Genomic DNA, 16976 nt, shown 5'->3' with positions numbered 1-16976 from the left:
CTCCGGCTGTCGCGTTGAAAGGTCGGCGGTGGGTCAGGTGAGCGTCTCGACGGGAAGGGAGCCCTCGGCGTGCAGCGCGCGGAGTCGCTTCTTGTCGAACTTGCCGACACTCGTCTTGGGAACCTCGTCGACGAACACCCAGTGCTCGGGGAGCTGCCACTTGGCGAACTGAACACCGAGGAACTCGCGAAGCTCCTCGCAGGTGACCTCCGCGCCGGGTGCAGTCACCACGGTGACCAGCGGGCGTTCGTCCCACTTCGGGTCGGGAATGCCGATCACGGCGGCCTCGATGACCGAGGGGTGTCCCATCACGGCATTCTCGAGACCGACCGAGGAGATCCACTCGCCGCCGGACTTGATGATGTCCTTGGTCCGGTCGGCGAGGGTGAGGTAGCCGTCGGGCGAGATCCGTCCGATGTCACCGGTGCGCAGCCAGCCATCGCGGAACTTCTCGGGGTCGATCGCGTTCCCGGCCGGCGAGTAGTAGGAGCCGGTGATCCAGGGTCCACGGACCTCGAGTTCGCCCAGCGCGATTCCATCGTGCGGGAGGATCGTGCCGTCGTCGTCGACCAGCCGAGCCTGCACCCCGGCTGGGAAGCGGCCCTGGGTGTACCGGTATCGCCAAGCGTCGTCGCCGGAGGCGCCGGCGGGCGGGTGGGCCACGGAGCCGAGGGGCGAGGTCTCCGTCATGCCCCAGGCGTGGAGGAGCTGCACGCCGTACTTCTCCTCGAAGGTGTGCATCATCGCCGGAGAGAGGGCAGCACCGCCGACCACCACGGTCCGCAGGTGGGAGATGTCTTGGTCTTTGCCTTCGAGCTGGGCGAGGACCCCGCTCCAGATGGTGGGGACTGCGGCACCGTAGCTCGGCTTCTGGGAGTCCATGAGCCGCAGGAGGTGCTCGGGCTGCAGGAAGCGGTCCGGCAACAGGACATTCGCGCCGTTCATCATGGCGGCGTACGGGATGCCCCACGCGTTCGCATGGAAGAGCGGAACGATCGTCAAGACGGTGTCTTCACCGGTGAAGCCCATGCCATCACGGTTGATCAGCTGCATCGCGTGGAGCCAGTTGGACCGATGGGTGTACACGACGCCCTTCGGGTCCCCAGTCGTTCCCGACGTGTAGCACATCGCTGCGGCCGACCGCTCGTCCAGGATTGGGAAGTCGAAGTCCTCCGGCTCCGCCGCGAGGAGGTCTTCCCAGCTGTGGATCTGGACTTCCGCCGGCACCTCCAACGATGCGGTGTCACCGTTGACGATGACATGCCGGACGGTCTTCAGGTGAGGCAGGTGCTGGTTGAACGCGGGAACGAGAGACTCGTCCACCACCACGACCAGGTCCTCGGCGTGGTTGGCCACGTATTGGAGCTGCTCGGGGAACAGGCGGATGTTGAGGGGGTGCAGGACCGCGCCCATGGCCGGCACGCCCAGGTACGCGACGACGTGCTCGTTGTTGTTCCACATGTACGTCGCGACCCGGTCGCCGACGCCGATGCCGAGCTTGGTGAGCGCGTACGCCAGTCTGCTCGCGCGGCGTCCGAGCTCGCGGAAGGTCATGGTCCGAACGCCGTCCCCGGTCCAGGTCGAGACCGTGCGATCTCCGTGGACGCTGGACCCGTAGCGCAACAGGGTGGCGAGCGAGAGCTGCTCGTCCTGCATGGTGCCTAGCATGGTGGGCTTCCTCCCGTTTGTGACGTGGACCATCGGCTGGCCCGTGACGGGAGGTTATGGCCGGAAACGTCGCTCGAGGCCGCCCGCGCTCGGGAACAGGTATATGAACAGGTATGGCGTGGGGCACACGTACCCGTGCGGGTCGCCTGAACGTCAGAGATTGTCCTGTGTCATGACTCACAACCACGTGGACGCCGTCATCGTCGGCGCAGGATTCTCCGGCCTCTATGCCACCCACCGCCTGCGGAACCAGCAGGGCCTCTCCGTCCAGAGCTTCGAAGCAATGCCGGGCCCCGGCGGTGTCTGGAACCGCAACCGCTACCCCGGTGCCCGCTGCGACTTCGAGAGCATCTTCTACTCGTTCTCCTTCGACGAGGATCTGCAGAAGGAGTGGCGCTGGACCGAGCGGTTCGCTGCCCAACCAGAGATCCTCGCCTACCTCGAGCACGTAGCAGACCGGTTCGACCTGCGACGCAGCTACCGGTTCAACACGAGGGTCACCTCAGCGGTCTGGCGAGAAGACGCCGAACGTTGGGAGGTCCGTACCGACGACGGTGCGGTGACCATGGCGCGGTACTTCATCAACGGTGCCGGCGCGTTCAGCGTCTCGAAGCCCAACGACTTCCCGGGGCAGGACGACTTCGAAGGCACGGTCGCCCACACCACTCAGTGGCCGGACGACATCGACCTGGCCGGTAAGCGCGTGGCCGTGATCGGGACCGGATCGACCGGAATCCAAGTCATCCAGACCATCGCAGGCGAGGTGGGTGAGCTGACGGTCTTCCAGCGCACTCCCAACTACGCCTGCCCGCTCGGCAACCGGCCGATGGCCGACGAGGAGTTCGCTGACGTCGTCGCCGACTATCCCCGACTGCGCGCAGAGTCCAGGGCGAGTCTGGCTGGCGCGCCGTACCCCCGGCCCGAACGCCCGGCCCTGATGGACACCCCCGAGCAGCGGGAGCAGGTCTACGACCAGCACTACGACGGCGGCGGCTTCCGCATGCTGGCCTCCACGTACTTCGACCTCATCTACGACGCGGACGCCAACGAGACCGCGGCGGAGTACATCCGCGGCAGGATCCGCCAGCGCGTCAACGACCCCAAGATTGCCGAACTCCTCTGTCCCACCAACCACCCCTACGGCGTAAAGCGAGCCACGTTCGAGACCGGCTACTTCGAGGTGTTCAACCTGCCCCATGTGCACTTGGTGGATGCTCGGACCACTCCGATCGAGCGGATCACGCGCAAGGGCATCGCAACGACGGACCACGAGTACGAGTTCGACGTCATCGTCCTGGCGACCGGGTTCGACGTCGGTGCCGGCGCTCTCGTGCAGATGGGAGTCGTGGGTCGCGACGGCCGCAAGCTCGCCGATCACTGGAGCGACGGCCAGCGCGCGTACCTGGGGATGGCTACGCACGGGTTCCCCAACCTGTTCCACATCAACGGCCCGCAGAGCGCGGCCGCGCTGTTCAACAACCCCATCGCTATCGAGGACAGCGTGGACTTCGTGGGCGGGCTCATTGCGCATACCGACGCCGCGGACTGCACCCGCGTCGAGGTGAGCGAGTCGGCGGAGAATCGCTACAACGAGCTCGTCAGGGAGGTCGCGGACGCGACGCTGTTTCCGACTGCGACGACGTGGTACATGGGCGACAACATCAAGGGCAAGGCACGCACTCCCCTCTCGCTGTTCACCGGAGCTCCGATGTATCGCGCGATCTGTGCCGAGGTCGAGGCAACGGGCTACGCGGGATTCACGTTCGACCAGGACGAGCAGCCGTTGTCGAGCCTGGTGCAGGTGGACGGATCCGCGGTGTTCTTCCTCGCCGGCATGATGAACATCGGAGCCAAGCCCCTCGCGGAGTGCAACCTCGAGGAGGCACGAGCCGCCATGGACATGTTCCAGTTCTTCCAGGCGTCCCTTCCGTCCGACGTCACTATCAGTGAAGTCGACTTCCCGTCTGGTAACGACGGCCGGAAACTCCGTCTGTACCGCCCCACCGCAGTGCAGGGGCCGCTGCCCGTGGTCCTCTTCCTCCATGGCGGCGGCTGGATCGGCGGAAGTCTGGACGCGTTCAACGAGCCATGCGCCGCACTCGCGCACAATACCGGGGCTCTGGTGGTCTCTCCCGAGTATCGTCTCGCACCCGAGCACCCGTTCCCGGCTGCGGTCGAAGACACGCTCTCGGCGCTGCGGTGGGTGGCGGAGAACATCGCGGTGCACGGCGGAGATCCGGAGCGGATCGCCGTGGGTGGTGAGAGCGCGGGAGCCAACCTCGCCGCGGTCGCCGCGCAGCGGGCTCGTGACGAGGACGGACCCCGGCTGACCGCGCAGGTGCTCGTCGCACCGGTCACGGACCCGTTCGCCGAGACGGACTCGCGCAAGCTGTTTGCGAACGGCCCCGTGCTGTCGATGGAGCTCTGCGCACGGATGGCCGGAATGTACGCCGTGGACCCCACCGATCTGGCTTCGCCGTCGATCGCGCCCGCCCGGGCCGCCGACCTGTCAGGCCTACCGCCGACCCTGGTGCTCACCATGGGCGTGGACCCACTTCGCGACGAAGGTGAGGACTATGCCCGCGCGCTGGCCGCCGCCGGTACTCCCGCGGAGTCACGCCGATTCGAGGGGCTGATCCACACCACCCTCTCGATGTCGGGGTCCATCCCCAGGGCTGCGGAGGTCCAGGCGGCCCTGGCGGCGTTCCTCGCACCGCTTTTGTGCGCCGACCCCGCGACCACGACCGCCGGCGTCTGACCCGGGGAAGGAGACGAACGACATGACGGTTCAGAACAAGCGAGTGTTGGTGACCGGCGGCGGCCGAGGAATCGGTCGAGGCATCGTCGAGGGCTTCGTGGAGGCGGGCGCACGCGTCGCGATCGCCGATATTGCGGGCGCGGAGCAGGCAGCGAAGGACATTGGCGGCGACACCGTAGGCGTCACCTGTGACGTGAGCTCCGGCGAAAGCGTCGCCAGCGCCCTCACCGCCGTGGGCGAGTCGCTCGGCGGCTTGGATGTCGTGGTGAACAACGCTGGCGTCGAGGCGTTCGGGCCGCTCCATGAGCTGAGCGAGGATTCATTCGACAAGGTGATCTCGGTGAACCTGCGAGGAACGTGGCTGGTCTATAAGCACGCCGTGCCCCTGATGCAAGGCGGGGCGATCGTGAACATTGCATCCCTCGCTGGGATCGTCGGGTTTCCGCTGCTCGGGGCCTACGCGGCCGCCAAGGCCGGTGTAGTGCGGCTGACCGAGGTCATGGCAGTGGAGCTGCGCGACCTCGGCGTACGGGCGAACGCAATCTGTCCGGGGTTCATCGATACCCCGATGATGCGTCGCGCCTTCGACGACTTCGAGGCTCCACCCGGCGGGCCGTCCCTCGAGGAGATCATCACGGCGCGACAGGGTCGACTCGGGAAGCCGCAGGAAGTGGCTTCGCTGGCCGTCTTCCTGGCGTCCGATGCCGCGACCTTCGTCAACGGCACCGCAATCACGCTGGACGGCGGCATGAACGTCAACAGGTTGTGAATGGGGAAACAGGCGCCCAGTTCGCCCGAACGCGATGGAGCACACCACCAGGGCGTGGGTGCCGGTACGGCGATCCACCCAACTCCCGTCACGACGACCTCTCCTGGCAGGAACACGCACGCCCGACCGTCCATCCGGGACAGTTCCTGGTCCGCAACGGGTGGCTCTCGTGTGACACGGCGCAGCGGGCATGGATGGAATTCGACACTTACATCCCCGATTCTCCCGCTTGGTCAGGGGACGGCCGCAGCCGGAGAGGTGGTTGAACCCCAGCACCCGACTACGCGCCCGGTGACCTCGTCACCGGTGTCTTCAGCTGGCAGGACGACGCCGTCAGCGGTGGCTCCCGTTCGGCGTAGTGCTCCCACGAAGATCCCGCCCGGCGTCGACATGCCGACCGCGTTGTCCCTCGTCGGCGTCACCGGCATCACCGCGTACTTCGGTCTGCTCGATGTCGGTCGCCCCGAGCCGGGGCAGACCGTGGTCGTTTCCGGTGCCGTTGACGTCGGTTCGTCTGCCAGATCACGAAGCTCTCGGGGTTGTCGCGTGGTCGGCATTGCCGGCGGCGCACGGAACTGCGATTGGCTCCTCAACCAACTGGGCGTAGACGAGGCGCTGGACCACCGCGGCGGTGACCTGGAGCGGCGCGTGGCGCATGCCTGCCCAGAGGACATCACGTCTTCTTCGACAACCTCGACGCAGCGCCCCTGGTCGCCGCTTTTGCGGACGGCGCCCAGGGGTCGCGTGGTCCTGTGCGTCGCCGTCTCGAGCTACTGGCGGGACGCTCGCCCGGGCATCACCCACCACGTGAACCTGATCGTCCAGCGATGCACGGTGCAGGGCTTCCTGGTCTTTGACTACACCGACCGATACGGCGAAGCAGTCATGGGCTTGGCCGAGTGGTCGGCAGCGGGTAGTCGACCCGGCCAGGGCCTGCCTACGATCCCAACATGACTCGTGTTCAGGCACCCCGGTTGGGTGGTAACCCCGTAGGGCCGGCGCTCAGCGGACTGGTTGCCCGCCGGCACGAGATAGAGGATGCCAAGCGGGCGCTGACGCGGTCCCGGATGGTCACGCTCACCGGACCGGGCGGTGTCGGCAAGACGAGACTGGCGTTGGAACTCGCCTTCCGAATGCGGCCCGCATTCGCCGATGGCGTGTGGCTCACCCCGCTGAGCGACCTCCGGCTTGACGCCGGCGGGGACGACATCGGGGCCGCCATGGTGCAGTCCCTGGGTATGACGGATCAGTCAGCTCGCGCGCAACGTGAGAAGCTGTCGGCTTTCCTGCAAGACCAACAGGCCCTGATCGTCCTCGACAACTGCGAACACGTCCTGACACCCCTCCGAACGCTACTCCCGGACCTGCTCAACGCAGCGCCCCACCTCAAGGTCATCGCAACGAGTCGCGAACCAATCGGAGTTCCCGGCGAGGTCGTGCTCCCGGTTCGCCCACTCAGCGTGCCTGCGCCACAGACTTCCGTCGGCGAGTTGGTGATGGACGGTTCCGTGGCGCTGCTGGTCGAGCGTGCGCGCGCAGTGGATCCTGACTTCGAGATCACCGAAGAGAACGCTCACGCGGTCATCGAGCTGTGTGGCCTGTTGGAGGGGCTGCCGCTCGCCATCGAGCTTGCGGCCGTCAAGTTGCGAACGCTGACAGTCGAACAGATGGTACGGCGCTTCGGTCATCGGCTTACGAGTCTGGCTGGTCCTGGCGCGGGAGCCTCACCGCGACATCAGTCGCTTCGCGCGCTGGTCGAGTGGAGCTACGAGCTCTGCTCCGAGCGGGGTCAGGTCCTGTGGCGTCGCCTCTCGGTGTTCCCGTCCGACTTCGACCTCGAGCTCGCCGAAGCCGTGTGCGCATTCGACGGTCTGACCGGCGACGAGATCATGGATGCCCTGGACCGCCTGGTTTGCCAGTCGATCCTGCTCACCAACAGGGAAGGCGAGGTGATGCGCTACCGGCTTCTCGCCCCGTTGCGGGAGGTCGCCGCCCAACTCGCAGAACAAGCCGACGAGACAGCAGAGCTCGAGCGTCGCCATCGAGACGCCATGCTGCACCGCGCGGAGGAAATGCTTGCTCGCTGGTGCGGCCCAGATCAGCCGAACCTCCTGGCGCAGATGCGCCGAGATCACCCCAGCTACGTCGCTGCTCTCCAGTGGTGCGCCGACTCCGAGGACGAAGGCCTTGCAGGACTCCACCTGTTGAGCATGTTGCGCTACCACTGGCTCTCAGGCGGCTCACTCGCCGAGGGACGCATGCGCATCGAGGCGATGCTCGCAACCCACGTCGAGCCATCGGTTGCGCGCACCGAGTGTCTGTGGCTCCTCATCTGGATTGCGCTCCTCCAAGGCGACCACACGGGTGCCCGTAGCTTGTTGGACGAGCTCGAGCCTGCTGCGGAACTGCCGACCAACAGCCTCTCGGTCCACCTCCGGCACTGGCAGGGTCTCCTCGCCCTGTTCAGTGGAAGCCCTGAAGAAGCGATCGGGCATCTGCGATCGGCAGTGGAGGGTCATCATCTTGCCGATGATCTTTTCCTCGAACTCACCGCCCGTTACATGCTGGCATCGGCCCTCGTATTGGCGGATCGCCCCGAGGAGGCGTTGGAGGTCAGCACGACGACGGTGGAGATGTGCGAGCGTTGCGGCGACCGATCCGCCCGGGTGTACGCGATGTGGGCGATGGCCGTTGCCCAGTGGCAGCAGGGCAAGTTGGAGGAAGCAGAGAGCACTGCGCATCTGGTGCTTCGGCTGTTGAGCGTCTTGCGCGATCCGATCTGCGTCGCGCTTACCACCAGTCTGCTGTCTTGGGTGGCCTCGGACCAGCGCCGCACCAGGGCGGCGGGTGCGCTCCTCGTGGCAGCCGGCCGGGTCTGGCGGTCGCTCGGTACGTCACTTGACGCGTTCGGCCCCCAACTGCTCGGCTGGGCAGAGCGGCGTATGCCGCGGTCTGCCTCGTCGGTGATGCAGGCAACCAATGTTAGGCCGATGCGGGACCTCGACGACGTGATCGACTTGGGTTTGGGATTGGGGTCCGTTCCCGTAGAGCGGCGCGCCGTACAGGGTCCGTTGACGAAGCGCGAACTGGAGGTGGCGGCGCTCATCGAAGCAGGCCTATCCAACCGCGAGATTGCCGAGCGGTTGGTCGTCTCGAAGCGAACGGTGGACGGTCACGTCGAACGTATCCTGGCGAAGCTGGGTTTCACGTCGAGGAGTCAGGTCGCAGCGTGGATGTCACGAGAGGGAGCGTTCAAGCCATGACCTGGACTTCGGCCAGGTCTGCTCTCTGAACGTGGAGCCTCGGCACGGGGACACGCGCCGATGAGCTTGCGGCTTCAGATTCGGTTTGCTGCCAGGATCGACCGAACCGAGCAGCACCGACCGCGATATTCGCGCGATTCCACATTGATGGGTCCCGTGCACCTACAACTAAGGTTCGAGTCGACAGAGCCCTGCCCGACGGGGTGTCCCTCACTTCACGCTTTGCCCGGTTCGCAAAGCGTCAGTACGAGGCTTTCGCAGAAAGTTGTATTTGCGTCGACCAGCCGCGCCGAACGCATCAGCGCATCCATCGACGGAGCCACCCCCACCCACGACCGCGACGAACTCCGCGCCGGCAGCACCACCGCAGGCATACCCGGCAAATCTGCCTCGACCCCCGCCACGGGTGTCCAACTGTGACGAACGCCCCCAACTCGCACGCGCACTCCACATCTCCACATCCACACTCGCGCCGGTCTTCACACTCTGACGCAGGCCGCGGTCGATCACCCTCTGCGCGATCTCGGTCCGAGCATGCCGGCGGGTCAGGGCAAGTTGGCGATCGCGCCGCGCTCGAGGCGGTGGCGAGAACGCAGTGCGGCGCCAATTCAGGAGCCCAATTCCGAACCCCGAAGGCAGGCGGGCGCCTCACGCGATCAGCGGCAGACTTGGCATCTGCCTCCGCGATAGTCTGGCGGTACGTCTCGAGATACCGGAATCGCTCTGGAAGTGAGATCGGCCGTTGGGTCCATCAGATCCGTTCGCCACACAGCGTGAGGGGACGGGCACCATCATCGCCGAGCTGGCGACCGCGGGTTTCACCGACGCTGTCGAGGTGGGCCGCGGAGGGTTCGGGGTGGTCTACCGATGCGTGCAGCGGGAATTGGACCGACTCGTCGCCATCAAGGTGCTCACGGCCGATCTGGACCCCACCAATGTGGATCGGTTTTTGCGGGAGCAGCGCGCGATGGGCCGGTTGTCCGGCCACCCGAACATCGCGACGATCTTGCAGGTCGGGGTCACCGAGAGGGGGCGACCGTTCATGGTGATGCCCTACTTCTCCCGCGGTTCGCTTGACGAGTCGATCCGCCGATCCGGCCCGCTGTCGTCCCGTGACACCGTCGAGCTCGGAGTGTCGATCGCCGCCGCGTTGGAGGCGGCGCACCAGCTCGCCATCGTGCACCGCGACGTCAAGCCGGCCAACATCATGCTCACTGAATATGGCGGGCCGCAACTCACCGACTTCGGAATCGCCCGTATTCCCGGTGGTTTCCGAACTACCACCGGGGTCATCACCGGATCTCCCGCCTTCACTGCCCCGGAGGTTCTCACCGGTGAGGAACCAACCGTGGCATCTGACATCTACAGTCTCGGAGCCACCCTGTTCTGCGCACTGACCGGGCACGCCGCCTTCGAGCGACGCCACGGGGAGAAACTCCTCGCGCAGTTCGTCCGGATCACCTCCGATCCGGCACCACCCCTGAACGGGGACGGAATCCCCCCGGGGCTGGCGATGGCGGTCGAAGGTGCCATGTCTCGCGATCCCGCCGCCCGCCCGGCCTCGGCGTCCGCGCTCGCTGATGAATTGCACCGGGTACGAGACATGACCGATGCCGGTTCGGTGGTAGAGGCGGTGGCGCCGGCGAGACACACGGGCAGTCGGAACATTGTCCTGCCCTCTCGAACGGGGAGGCGAGGGCATGCAATGAAGCCCCCACCCACCCCGGGGACGCGGTTCCGCCCTCCGATCTCCATGAAGACCCTCGTCGACCGCCCTCGCCTGATCGCCGACCCGCACGATGGGCGGCGCCGCCGCTTGACCCTGATTCACGGCCCCGCCGGTTACGGCAAGACCACCCTCGCCACCCAGTGGCAGCTTGCCTTGTCCGCGAGAGGCGTCGCCACGGCTTGGCTGACCCTCGGCCAGGACGACAACAACACCGTGTGGTTCCTCAGCCACCTCGTCGAGTCGCTCCGCCAGGTGCGGACTTTCTCCGCAGCCGACGAATTACTGCAAGTCCTCGAGGAACAGGGCCGCCAGGCCGAGGGGTACGTGCTGTCGAGCCTGATCGACGACATTCACACCGCCGGCCATCCCCTCACGCTCGTTCTCGACGACTGGCATCGCATCACCGACGCGGGCACACTGGGTGCGCTCGAGTATCTCCTCGACCACGGCTGTCACCACCTGCAGTTCGTGGTCACCAGCCGGACCCGCGCCGGACTTCCCGTCGCCCGGATGCGCGTGCGGGACGAGCTGATCGAAATCGATGCTGCCCGTCTGCGGTTCGATGTCGCCGAAGCGAAACAGTTGCTCATCGACGTCAATAGCCTCCCTCTCACCGATACCGACGTCGCGCGGCTGGCCGTCTCTACCGACGGGTGGGTGGCCGCACTCCAACTGGCCTCGCTGTCGCTCCGTGACGCCGAGAACCCGCACGAGTTGATCGATCACCTCTCCGGACGGCACCGCGCTATCGGTGACTACCTAGTCGAGAATGTCCTCGACGGGGTCGATGCCCGCACTCTCGATTTCCTTCTCGCCACCTGTTTCACCGAACGTCTCTGCAGTGACCTCGCCCACGCTCTCACACAGCTTCCGCACACCCAGGCGATGCTCGAGGACATCGAGGATCGGGATCTGTTCCTGCGCAGCCTCGACGAGGACCGGCACTGGTTCCGTTATCACCACCTGTTCGCGGAGTTTCTCCGGCGCCGACTCGAACGGGATTTCCCCGAGCGGATTCCGCCGCTGCATCGCGCCGCGGCGGACTGGTTCGCCGACCACGGGCACCTCGGTGAGGCGATCGAGCATCTGGTCGCCGGCAATGACCTCGACCGCGCCGCGGAACTGATCGAGAGTCGCGGCCTGGACCTGATTGCGGAGTCGAAGATGTCCACCGTGCTCGGGTTGATCGCCGAACTCCCCCCGCATACCCCGCAGCGGCGGCCGCATCTGCAGCTCGTCGTGGCCTGGGCCAACGCCATCTTGCACAATCCAGGCGCGGTCCGTACCGCTCTGTCCTCCGTGCAGACCGCGCTCGACGAGGGCATCGTCACCGGGCAGGCCGCGCACCGGCTCCGGCTCGAAGCCGCGGTCATCCGCGACGTTGACCGGGTGCAGGCCGACGCCATCGACCAGCTCGACGCGGCGACGACCGAGGTACTCGAGCACCCCGAGACGGTCCGTCCGTATGCCGTCGCCGGCGCCGCGAACGTCGCCTCCTACATCGACATCTACCGATTCGACTTCGCGGCGGCACGCAACCGCCTGCAGTGGGCCCTTCCCTACCACCACGCCACGCACGGCTCGTTCAGCATCGTCATCGGCCACTGCATGGCCGGCATCGCCGCGCACGAACAACTCGACATCTCGGCCGCCGAAACCAATTTCCGCACCGCCCTGACACTGGCACGTAGTTCAACCGGACCCCATTCCTATGCCGCTCGCCTGGCCGGGGCACTACTCGGTGACCTCCTTTACGAACAGGGCGATCTCGACACCGCCGAACTGCTCCTCGATGACAGCTACGCACGCGGGGCCGAAGGCAGCATCGTCGACTCTCTGCTCGCCACCTACGGCACAGGGGCGAGGATCAAAGCCGTCCGCGGCGACATCTCCACCGCAGCACGACGTCTCGACGAGGGCACGCACACCGGTACGACACTGGGCATACCCCGCCTCGTCGCCCGCATCGACAACGAACGAGTCCACCTAGGCATCGGCCTAAGCGGTGAGAAGGCCGGGCTCCGTCGAGCCGCGGCGACGGTTCAGGGCTCGGGCGTGGTCGCGGTGACAACCGAGCTCGAGGAGAACTCGTGCATCCGCGCTCTGCTTGCCGACCCCACCCCCGCGCAACTCGACGAAGCCTGCAATCGAGCCGCTGCCCTCGCCCGTGACGTGGCCGCGCACCCCCGGCCCAAAGCCATCCTCGAAGCAACTCTCCTACATGCCGGATGCCTGGCGTCCGCCGGGCGTATCGACCAGGCCGCCCAGCTCCTCCTCCCTGCCGCAACCACGTGTGCCCAGCTCGGGCTCACACGCACGCTGATCGATGCCGGGGCCGAGATCGTTCCGATCCTGGAGGGACTGCGCGACGAACACCAGCAGGACCCCTCCCCGACGGCAGCCGTCCTCGTGCGCTTTCTCACGGAAATTCTCTCGACCTGAAGAGGTCTGAAGAACGGCGACCGCAACCGTCGACACGAGTTGTCCGTGGCTAAGCGCCACACTTCGACCGCCGCTAAAGTCCTCACCAGTTGCGCTGCGCTCCCGCAGTACGTTTCCGCCCGTGTGACAGCACATGCGTCGTTGTGCGCGGCCGCGGGCGCCCGGCGATCGCGGTCGACGAAATTGAGCTGGACTCGGCGTTTCGGTTCTGCGCCGATCGCTGACGCATCCAGTGCCGATGTTTGCCCCTCTGATCTACACGCCCGGTTCGACGGGCAACTCGGGGCGCTGGCCGACCGTAGGTCGCCGAGGGTGCGTGTGATGAATTTGTCAGGGGATTTCAGGTTGCTGCACTCGCGGTCTCGACGGACGCCAGTCCTGTGTGGGCCGAGGCGTGCGGACAGTTATGCGCAGGCGGAATCTCCGAGCGGCTCATTGGCGGTGCATCAGAACCCGTTGTCAACCGGAGTCGTTTCCGGCCCCCGGAACGCAACACCCACGCGCGAAGTGCACCGCTGCAGGGGTGAGCACCAACATCGGCCAGTCGACCAATCCGGGGACGGTGTTCCAGGTCGATGACGGCTCGACCGCCAGGATACGGGCGCGACTTCTTATGTCGTCAGGTCGAGCGCGATGTCGGTGATCATGTCTTCCTGTCCGCCGATGAGGCCGCGGTTGCCGACTTCTTGGAGGATGGTGCGCACGTCGACGCCATAGTTCTTCGAGGCGGTTTCGGCGTGCCGCAGGAAGCTGGAGTAGACGCCGGCGTAGCCGAGGGTGAGGGTTTCCCGGTCCACGCGCACGGGCCGGTCCTGCAGGGGCCGGACGAGGTCGTCGGCGGCGTCCTGCAGGGCGAACAGGTCTGACCCGTGTTCCCAGTCGTGGAGGTTGGCGACGGCGATGAACGCCTCGATCGGGCAGTTGCCGGCGCCCGCGCCGTGCCCGGCGAGGGAGGCGTCGACGCGGGTGACGCCTTCTTCGACGGCGACGACGCTGTTGGCCACCGACAGCGACAGGTTTTCGTGGGCGTGGATTCCGATCTGGGTACCGGGGTGAAGAATGTTCCGGTAGGCGCGGACCCGGTCGCGGACGCCGTCCATGGTGAGCCGGCCGCCGGAGTCGGTGACGTAAACGCATTGCGCCCCATACGATTCCATCAGCTTCGCCTGCTTGGCGAGGTCGTCGGCGGAGCTCATGTGACTCATCATCAGGAATCCGGAGACGTCCATGCCGAGCTCGCGCGCCTTGGCGATGTGCTGGGCGGACACGTCCGCCTCGGTGCAGTGCGTGGCGATGCGGATGGAGCGCACCCCGAGCTGGTAGGCGTGTTCGAGTTCGGCGATGGTGCCGATGCCGGGCAGCAGCAGCGTGGTCAGGGTGGCGTGGGTCAGGTTGTCGGCGGCGGCCTCGATCCATTCCCAGTCGGTGTGGGAGCCGGGCCCGTAGTTGAGGGAGCCACCGGCGAGACCGTCACCGTGGGCGACTTCGATCGCGTCGACCCCGGCGGCGTCGAGGGCGGCGACGATGCGGCCGACGTCGTCGGGGGTGATGCGGTGCCGGACGGCGTGCATGCCGTCGCGGAGGGTGACGTCCTGGATGTAGAGCTGGGGAGTGGTCACGAGCGGGCCTCCGCGGGAATGGTGTTCTGGATGCGTCGGGCGATGGATTCCGCGGTGCGCAGGGCCGCGGAGGTCATGATGTCGAGGTTGCCGGCGTAGGCGGGCAGGTAGTGGGCGGCGCCCTCGACCTCGAGGAAGATCGACACCTTGGTGGTGACCGGGCCGGCGCCGTCTGGCAGCAGGGTATGCACGGGTTCCCCGTCGGGAATCGGGGTGAACTGGACGTCTTGTTTGAGCCGGTAGCCGGGGACGTACTCGGCGACCCGGGCGGCCATCTCCGCGACAGACGCGCGGATCGCGTCGTGATCGGCGTCGCCGATCAGGGCGAAGACGGTGTCCCGCATCAACAGGGGTGGTTCGGCGGGGTTGAGGATGATCACGGCCTTGCCGCGGGCGGCGCCGCCGACCTGTTCGATGGCGTGGGAGGTGGTTTCGGTGAATTCGTCGATGTTCGCGCGGGTGCCGGGGCCGGCGGATTTGGAGGCGATGGACGCGACGATCTCGGCGTAGGCGACCGGGGTGACCGAGGAGACGGCCGCGACCATGGGGATGGTGGCCTGCCCGCCGCAGGTGACCATGTTGACGTTGTCGACGCCGGAGTCGAGGTGCTGCTCGAGGTTGACCGGCGGCACCACGTACGGGCCGAGCGCGGCGGGGGTGAGGTCCACCAGCTTCTTCCCGTAGGGGGCGAGGGCGGCGGCGTTGGCCCGGTGCGCCCCGGCGGAGGTGGCGTCGAAGACGATGGCGATGTCGGCGAAGGTGTCGAGGCCGATCAGGCCGTCGATGCCGTCGGCGGTGGTCGGGACGTTCAGTCGGGCGGCGCGGGCGAGTCCGTCGGAAGCCGGGTCGATGCCGACCATGGCGCCCATCTCGAGGATGTCGGAGTTGCGGATCACCTTGATCATCAGGTCGGTGCCGATATTGCCGGATCCGATGATCGCGACCTTGATCTTGGGGGTGTCGGTCATGAGTGGGTGTCCTTCGAGAAGGTGGCGGTGACGGTGCCGAGGGTGGAAAGTTCGGCGCGGACGGTGGTGCCGGGTGGGGTGGGGACCATCGGGCCGAGGGCCCCGGAGAGGATGACCTGCCCGGCACGCAGGGGCTGGCCGTAGTCGCGGGCGGTGCGGGCGAGCCAGGAGAGGGCTTCGAGGGGGTCACCGAGGCAGGCGGCGCCGGTGCCCTCGGACACCAGTTCCTCGCCGGAGAACAGGCGCATGGACACCTCACGCGGCTCGAAATCGTCTAGCGTGAGCCAGTTCTCACCGAGGACGTAGAGTCCGGAGGAGCCGTTGTCGGCGACGGTGTCGGTGATGGTGATGTCCCAGTCGGCGATGCGGGAGTCGACGATCTCCAACGCTGCTGCGGCACGGGCGACGGCGCAGCGCACCTGGGCGAGGCCGAGGTCGCCGTCGACGAGATCGGCACCGAGTTCGAACGCGATCTCGGCCTCGGCTTTCGGTTGAAGCAACCGGCTACTCGGCACCTCGGGCAGGGCGGTGACGTCCATGTCGGCGAACAGCACACCGAAATCGGGTTGATTCACACCGAGTTGTTGTTGCACCGCGGGGGAGGTGAGGCCGATCTTCCGGCCGGTGATGGTGCCGCCGGCGGCGAGACGCCGGTCGGTCAGCAGTTGCTGGACGGCATAGGCCGCGCGGATGTCGGTGGTCCCGATCAGGTCCCGCACTGCCGCGCACGGTGTGTCGGTGGCAGCGGCTGCGGTCAAACGCTCCACGGCTGCCGCGATCGCCGAAGTAGAGGTTTTCATGGTCATCGCAGCCCGCGCGGGGTGGCCGTGGTGACCGAGAACCCGGCGATCCATTCGGGCACCGGCTCGTAGAATCGGGACGTCATCTCGTAGGGACCAGCGGCAGCGAGGGATGCGTAGGCGGCGATCCAGGTGCGTACCTCGTGGGCGGATCCGCCGCCCTCGGCGCCCATCCATTCGACGGTCCAGTCGTCGATGTCGGGGAGGGCGCCGTTCTCGAAGGTGTCGAGGACGAGGTTGTCCCAGCCGGGGTTGATCGGGATCATCGTGGCCACTCCGGCGGCGTAGTCGCGGCCGGCCTGCAGTACCCGTTCCTCGCCCTTGGCGCGCTGCTCGGGGGTGGGCGGGTGTCCTTCGATGAGTGCGTCGGCGACGCGCGGTGGGGCGCCGTGGAGGACCGGGACCGGTGGATCATGGGAGAGGCCACCGGATCCGAGGAACAAGATCCGCTTGTCCAATTGGGCGGCGGCCTCGCCGACGGCGGTGCCCAGGGCGCGGATGCGGTGCAGTGGTCCGAGCGGGGTGGCGACGCCATTGACGAAGATCGGCACCACCGGAACCGCGTCGATGCCCCCGAAGAGGACCTCGAGCGGTTGGACGAAGCCGTGGTCGACGATCATGCGGGCGGACACGGTCAGGTCGATGCCGCGGTCGAGGACACCGCGTGCGAGAGCTTGGGCGGCTTCGGTGTCGACGGACAACGGGCCGGATTGGGAGCCGAAGTCCCCGACAGCGTGGGCCCCGGTAGCCAGGCAGAACGGGGGCATCTCCTTGTAGAAGAACCCGTTGTAGTGGTCGGGGGCGTAGAGCACGACGAGTTCGGGGTCGAAGTCCCGCACGAACGCGCGGGCACCGTCGACGGCGGCGTCGATGCGGGCGAGGACTTCCGGGTCCGGGTCGTTCTTTCCGATCAGGGGCGAATGCGAGAGACCGACGAGTGCGGTGGTCATGGGCGAATTC

10 protein-coding genes are annotated in these 16976 nt (G+C 66.9%); 5 read left to right on the top strand and 5 right to left on the bottom strand.

The features are described from left to right. Positions 1 to 33 precede the first annotated feature (33 nt). Positions 34 to 1668, bottom strand: coding sequence for a long-chain fatty acid--CoA ligase (locus tag JQT59_RS09135; protein WP_213575855.1), 1635 nt, complete (start codon positions 1666 to 1668; stop codon positions 34 to 36). Positions 1669 to 1840: 172 nt separating this feature from the next. Between JQT59_RS09135 and JQT59_RS09130 the strand changes: the two genes are divergently transcribed. From JQT59_RS09130 to JQT59_RS09110, 5 genes are all read left to right on the top strand, one after another. Continuing rightward, a complete protein-coding gene (locus JQT59_RS09130) occupies positions 1841 to 4426 on the top strand; it encodes a flavin-containing monooxygenase (RefSeq protein WP_213575854.1) in 2586 nt (861 codons plus the stop codon). 22 nt (positions 4427 to 4448) lie between these two features. Beyond that, complete coding sequence (locus tag JQT59_RS09125; RefSeq protein ID WP_009476605.1) at positions 4449 to 5195, top strand: SDR family NAD(P)-dependent oxidoreductase; 747 nt, start codon at positions 4449 to 4451, stop codon at positions 5193 to 5195. Positions 5196 to 5534: 339 nt separating this feature from the next. After that, positions 5535 to 6149, top strand: coding sequence for an MDR/zinc-dependent alcohol dehydrogenase-like family protein (locus tag JQT59_RS09120; protein WP_213575853.1), 615 nt, complete (start codon positions 5535 to 5537; stop codon positions 6147 to 6149). Continuing rightward, entirely contained in the window at positions 6146 to 8458 is a 2313-nt protein-coding gene (locus tag JQT59_RS09115; RefSeq protein WP_249354291.1) for an ATP-binding protein, read from the top strand. The genes JQT59_RS09120 and JQT59_RS09115 overlap by 4 nt, the downstream gene beginning before the upstream one ends. Before the next feature lie 742 nt (positions 8459 to 9200). Beyond that, positions 9201 to 12629: a serine/threonine-protein kinase gene (locus JQT59_RS09110; RefSeq protein ID WP_213575852.1), complete on the top strand. Its 3429-nt coding sequence runs from the start codon at positions 9201 to 9203 to the stop codon at positions 12627 to 12629. 611 nt (positions 12630 to 13240) lie between these two features. Here JQT59_RS09110 and dmpG read toward each other — a convergent pair. From dmpG to JQT59_RS09090, 4 genes are read right to left on the bottom strand one after another with little or no spacing between them, the layout of a single operon-like run. Further along, positions 13241 to 14248, bottom strand: a complete 1008-nt coding sequence (gene dmpG / locus JQT59_RS09105) for a 4-hydroxy-2-oxovalerate aldolase (protein WP_213575851.1) — start codon at positions 14246 to 14248, stop codon at positions 13241 to 13243. Then, positions 14245 to 15216 carry an acetaldehyde dehydrogenase (acetylating) gene (locus JQT59_RS09100; protein ID WP_213575850.1) on the bottom strand — a complete coding sequence of 324 codons (972 nt, stop codon included), beginning with the start codon at positions 15214 to 15216 and terminating at the stop codon, positions 14245 to 14247. The genes dmpG and JQT59_RS09100 overlap by 4 nt, the downstream gene beginning before the upstream one ends. Beyond that, a complete protein-coding gene (locus JQT59_RS09095) occupies positions 15213 to 16022 on the bottom strand; it encodes a 2-keto-4-pentenoate hydratase (RefSeq protein WP_213575849.1) in 810 nt (269 codons plus the stop codon). The genes JQT59_RS09100 and JQT59_RS09095 overlap by 4 nt, the downstream gene beginning before the upstream one ends. Next, positions 16019 to 16966, bottom strand: coding sequence for a 3-carboxyethylcatechol 2,3-dioxygenase (locus JQT59_RS09090; RefSeq protein ID WP_213575848.1), 948 nt, complete (start codon positions 16964 to 16966; stop codon positions 16019 to 16021). Before JQT59_RS09090 ends, JQT59_RS09095 begins: the two co-directional genes overlap by 4 nt. Positions 16967 to 16976 lie beyond the last annotated feature (10 nt).

It is taken from the genome of Rhodococcus sp. USK13 (genome assembly GCF_018343855.1).
GTDB lineage: Bacteria > Actinomycetota > Actinomycetes > Mycobacteriales > Mycobacteriaceae > Rhodococcus_F > Rhodococcus_F oxybenzonivorans.
The sequence above is the reverse complement of the archived record's forward strand: the minus strand, read 5'-3'. Positions and strand labels throughout refer to the sequence as shown.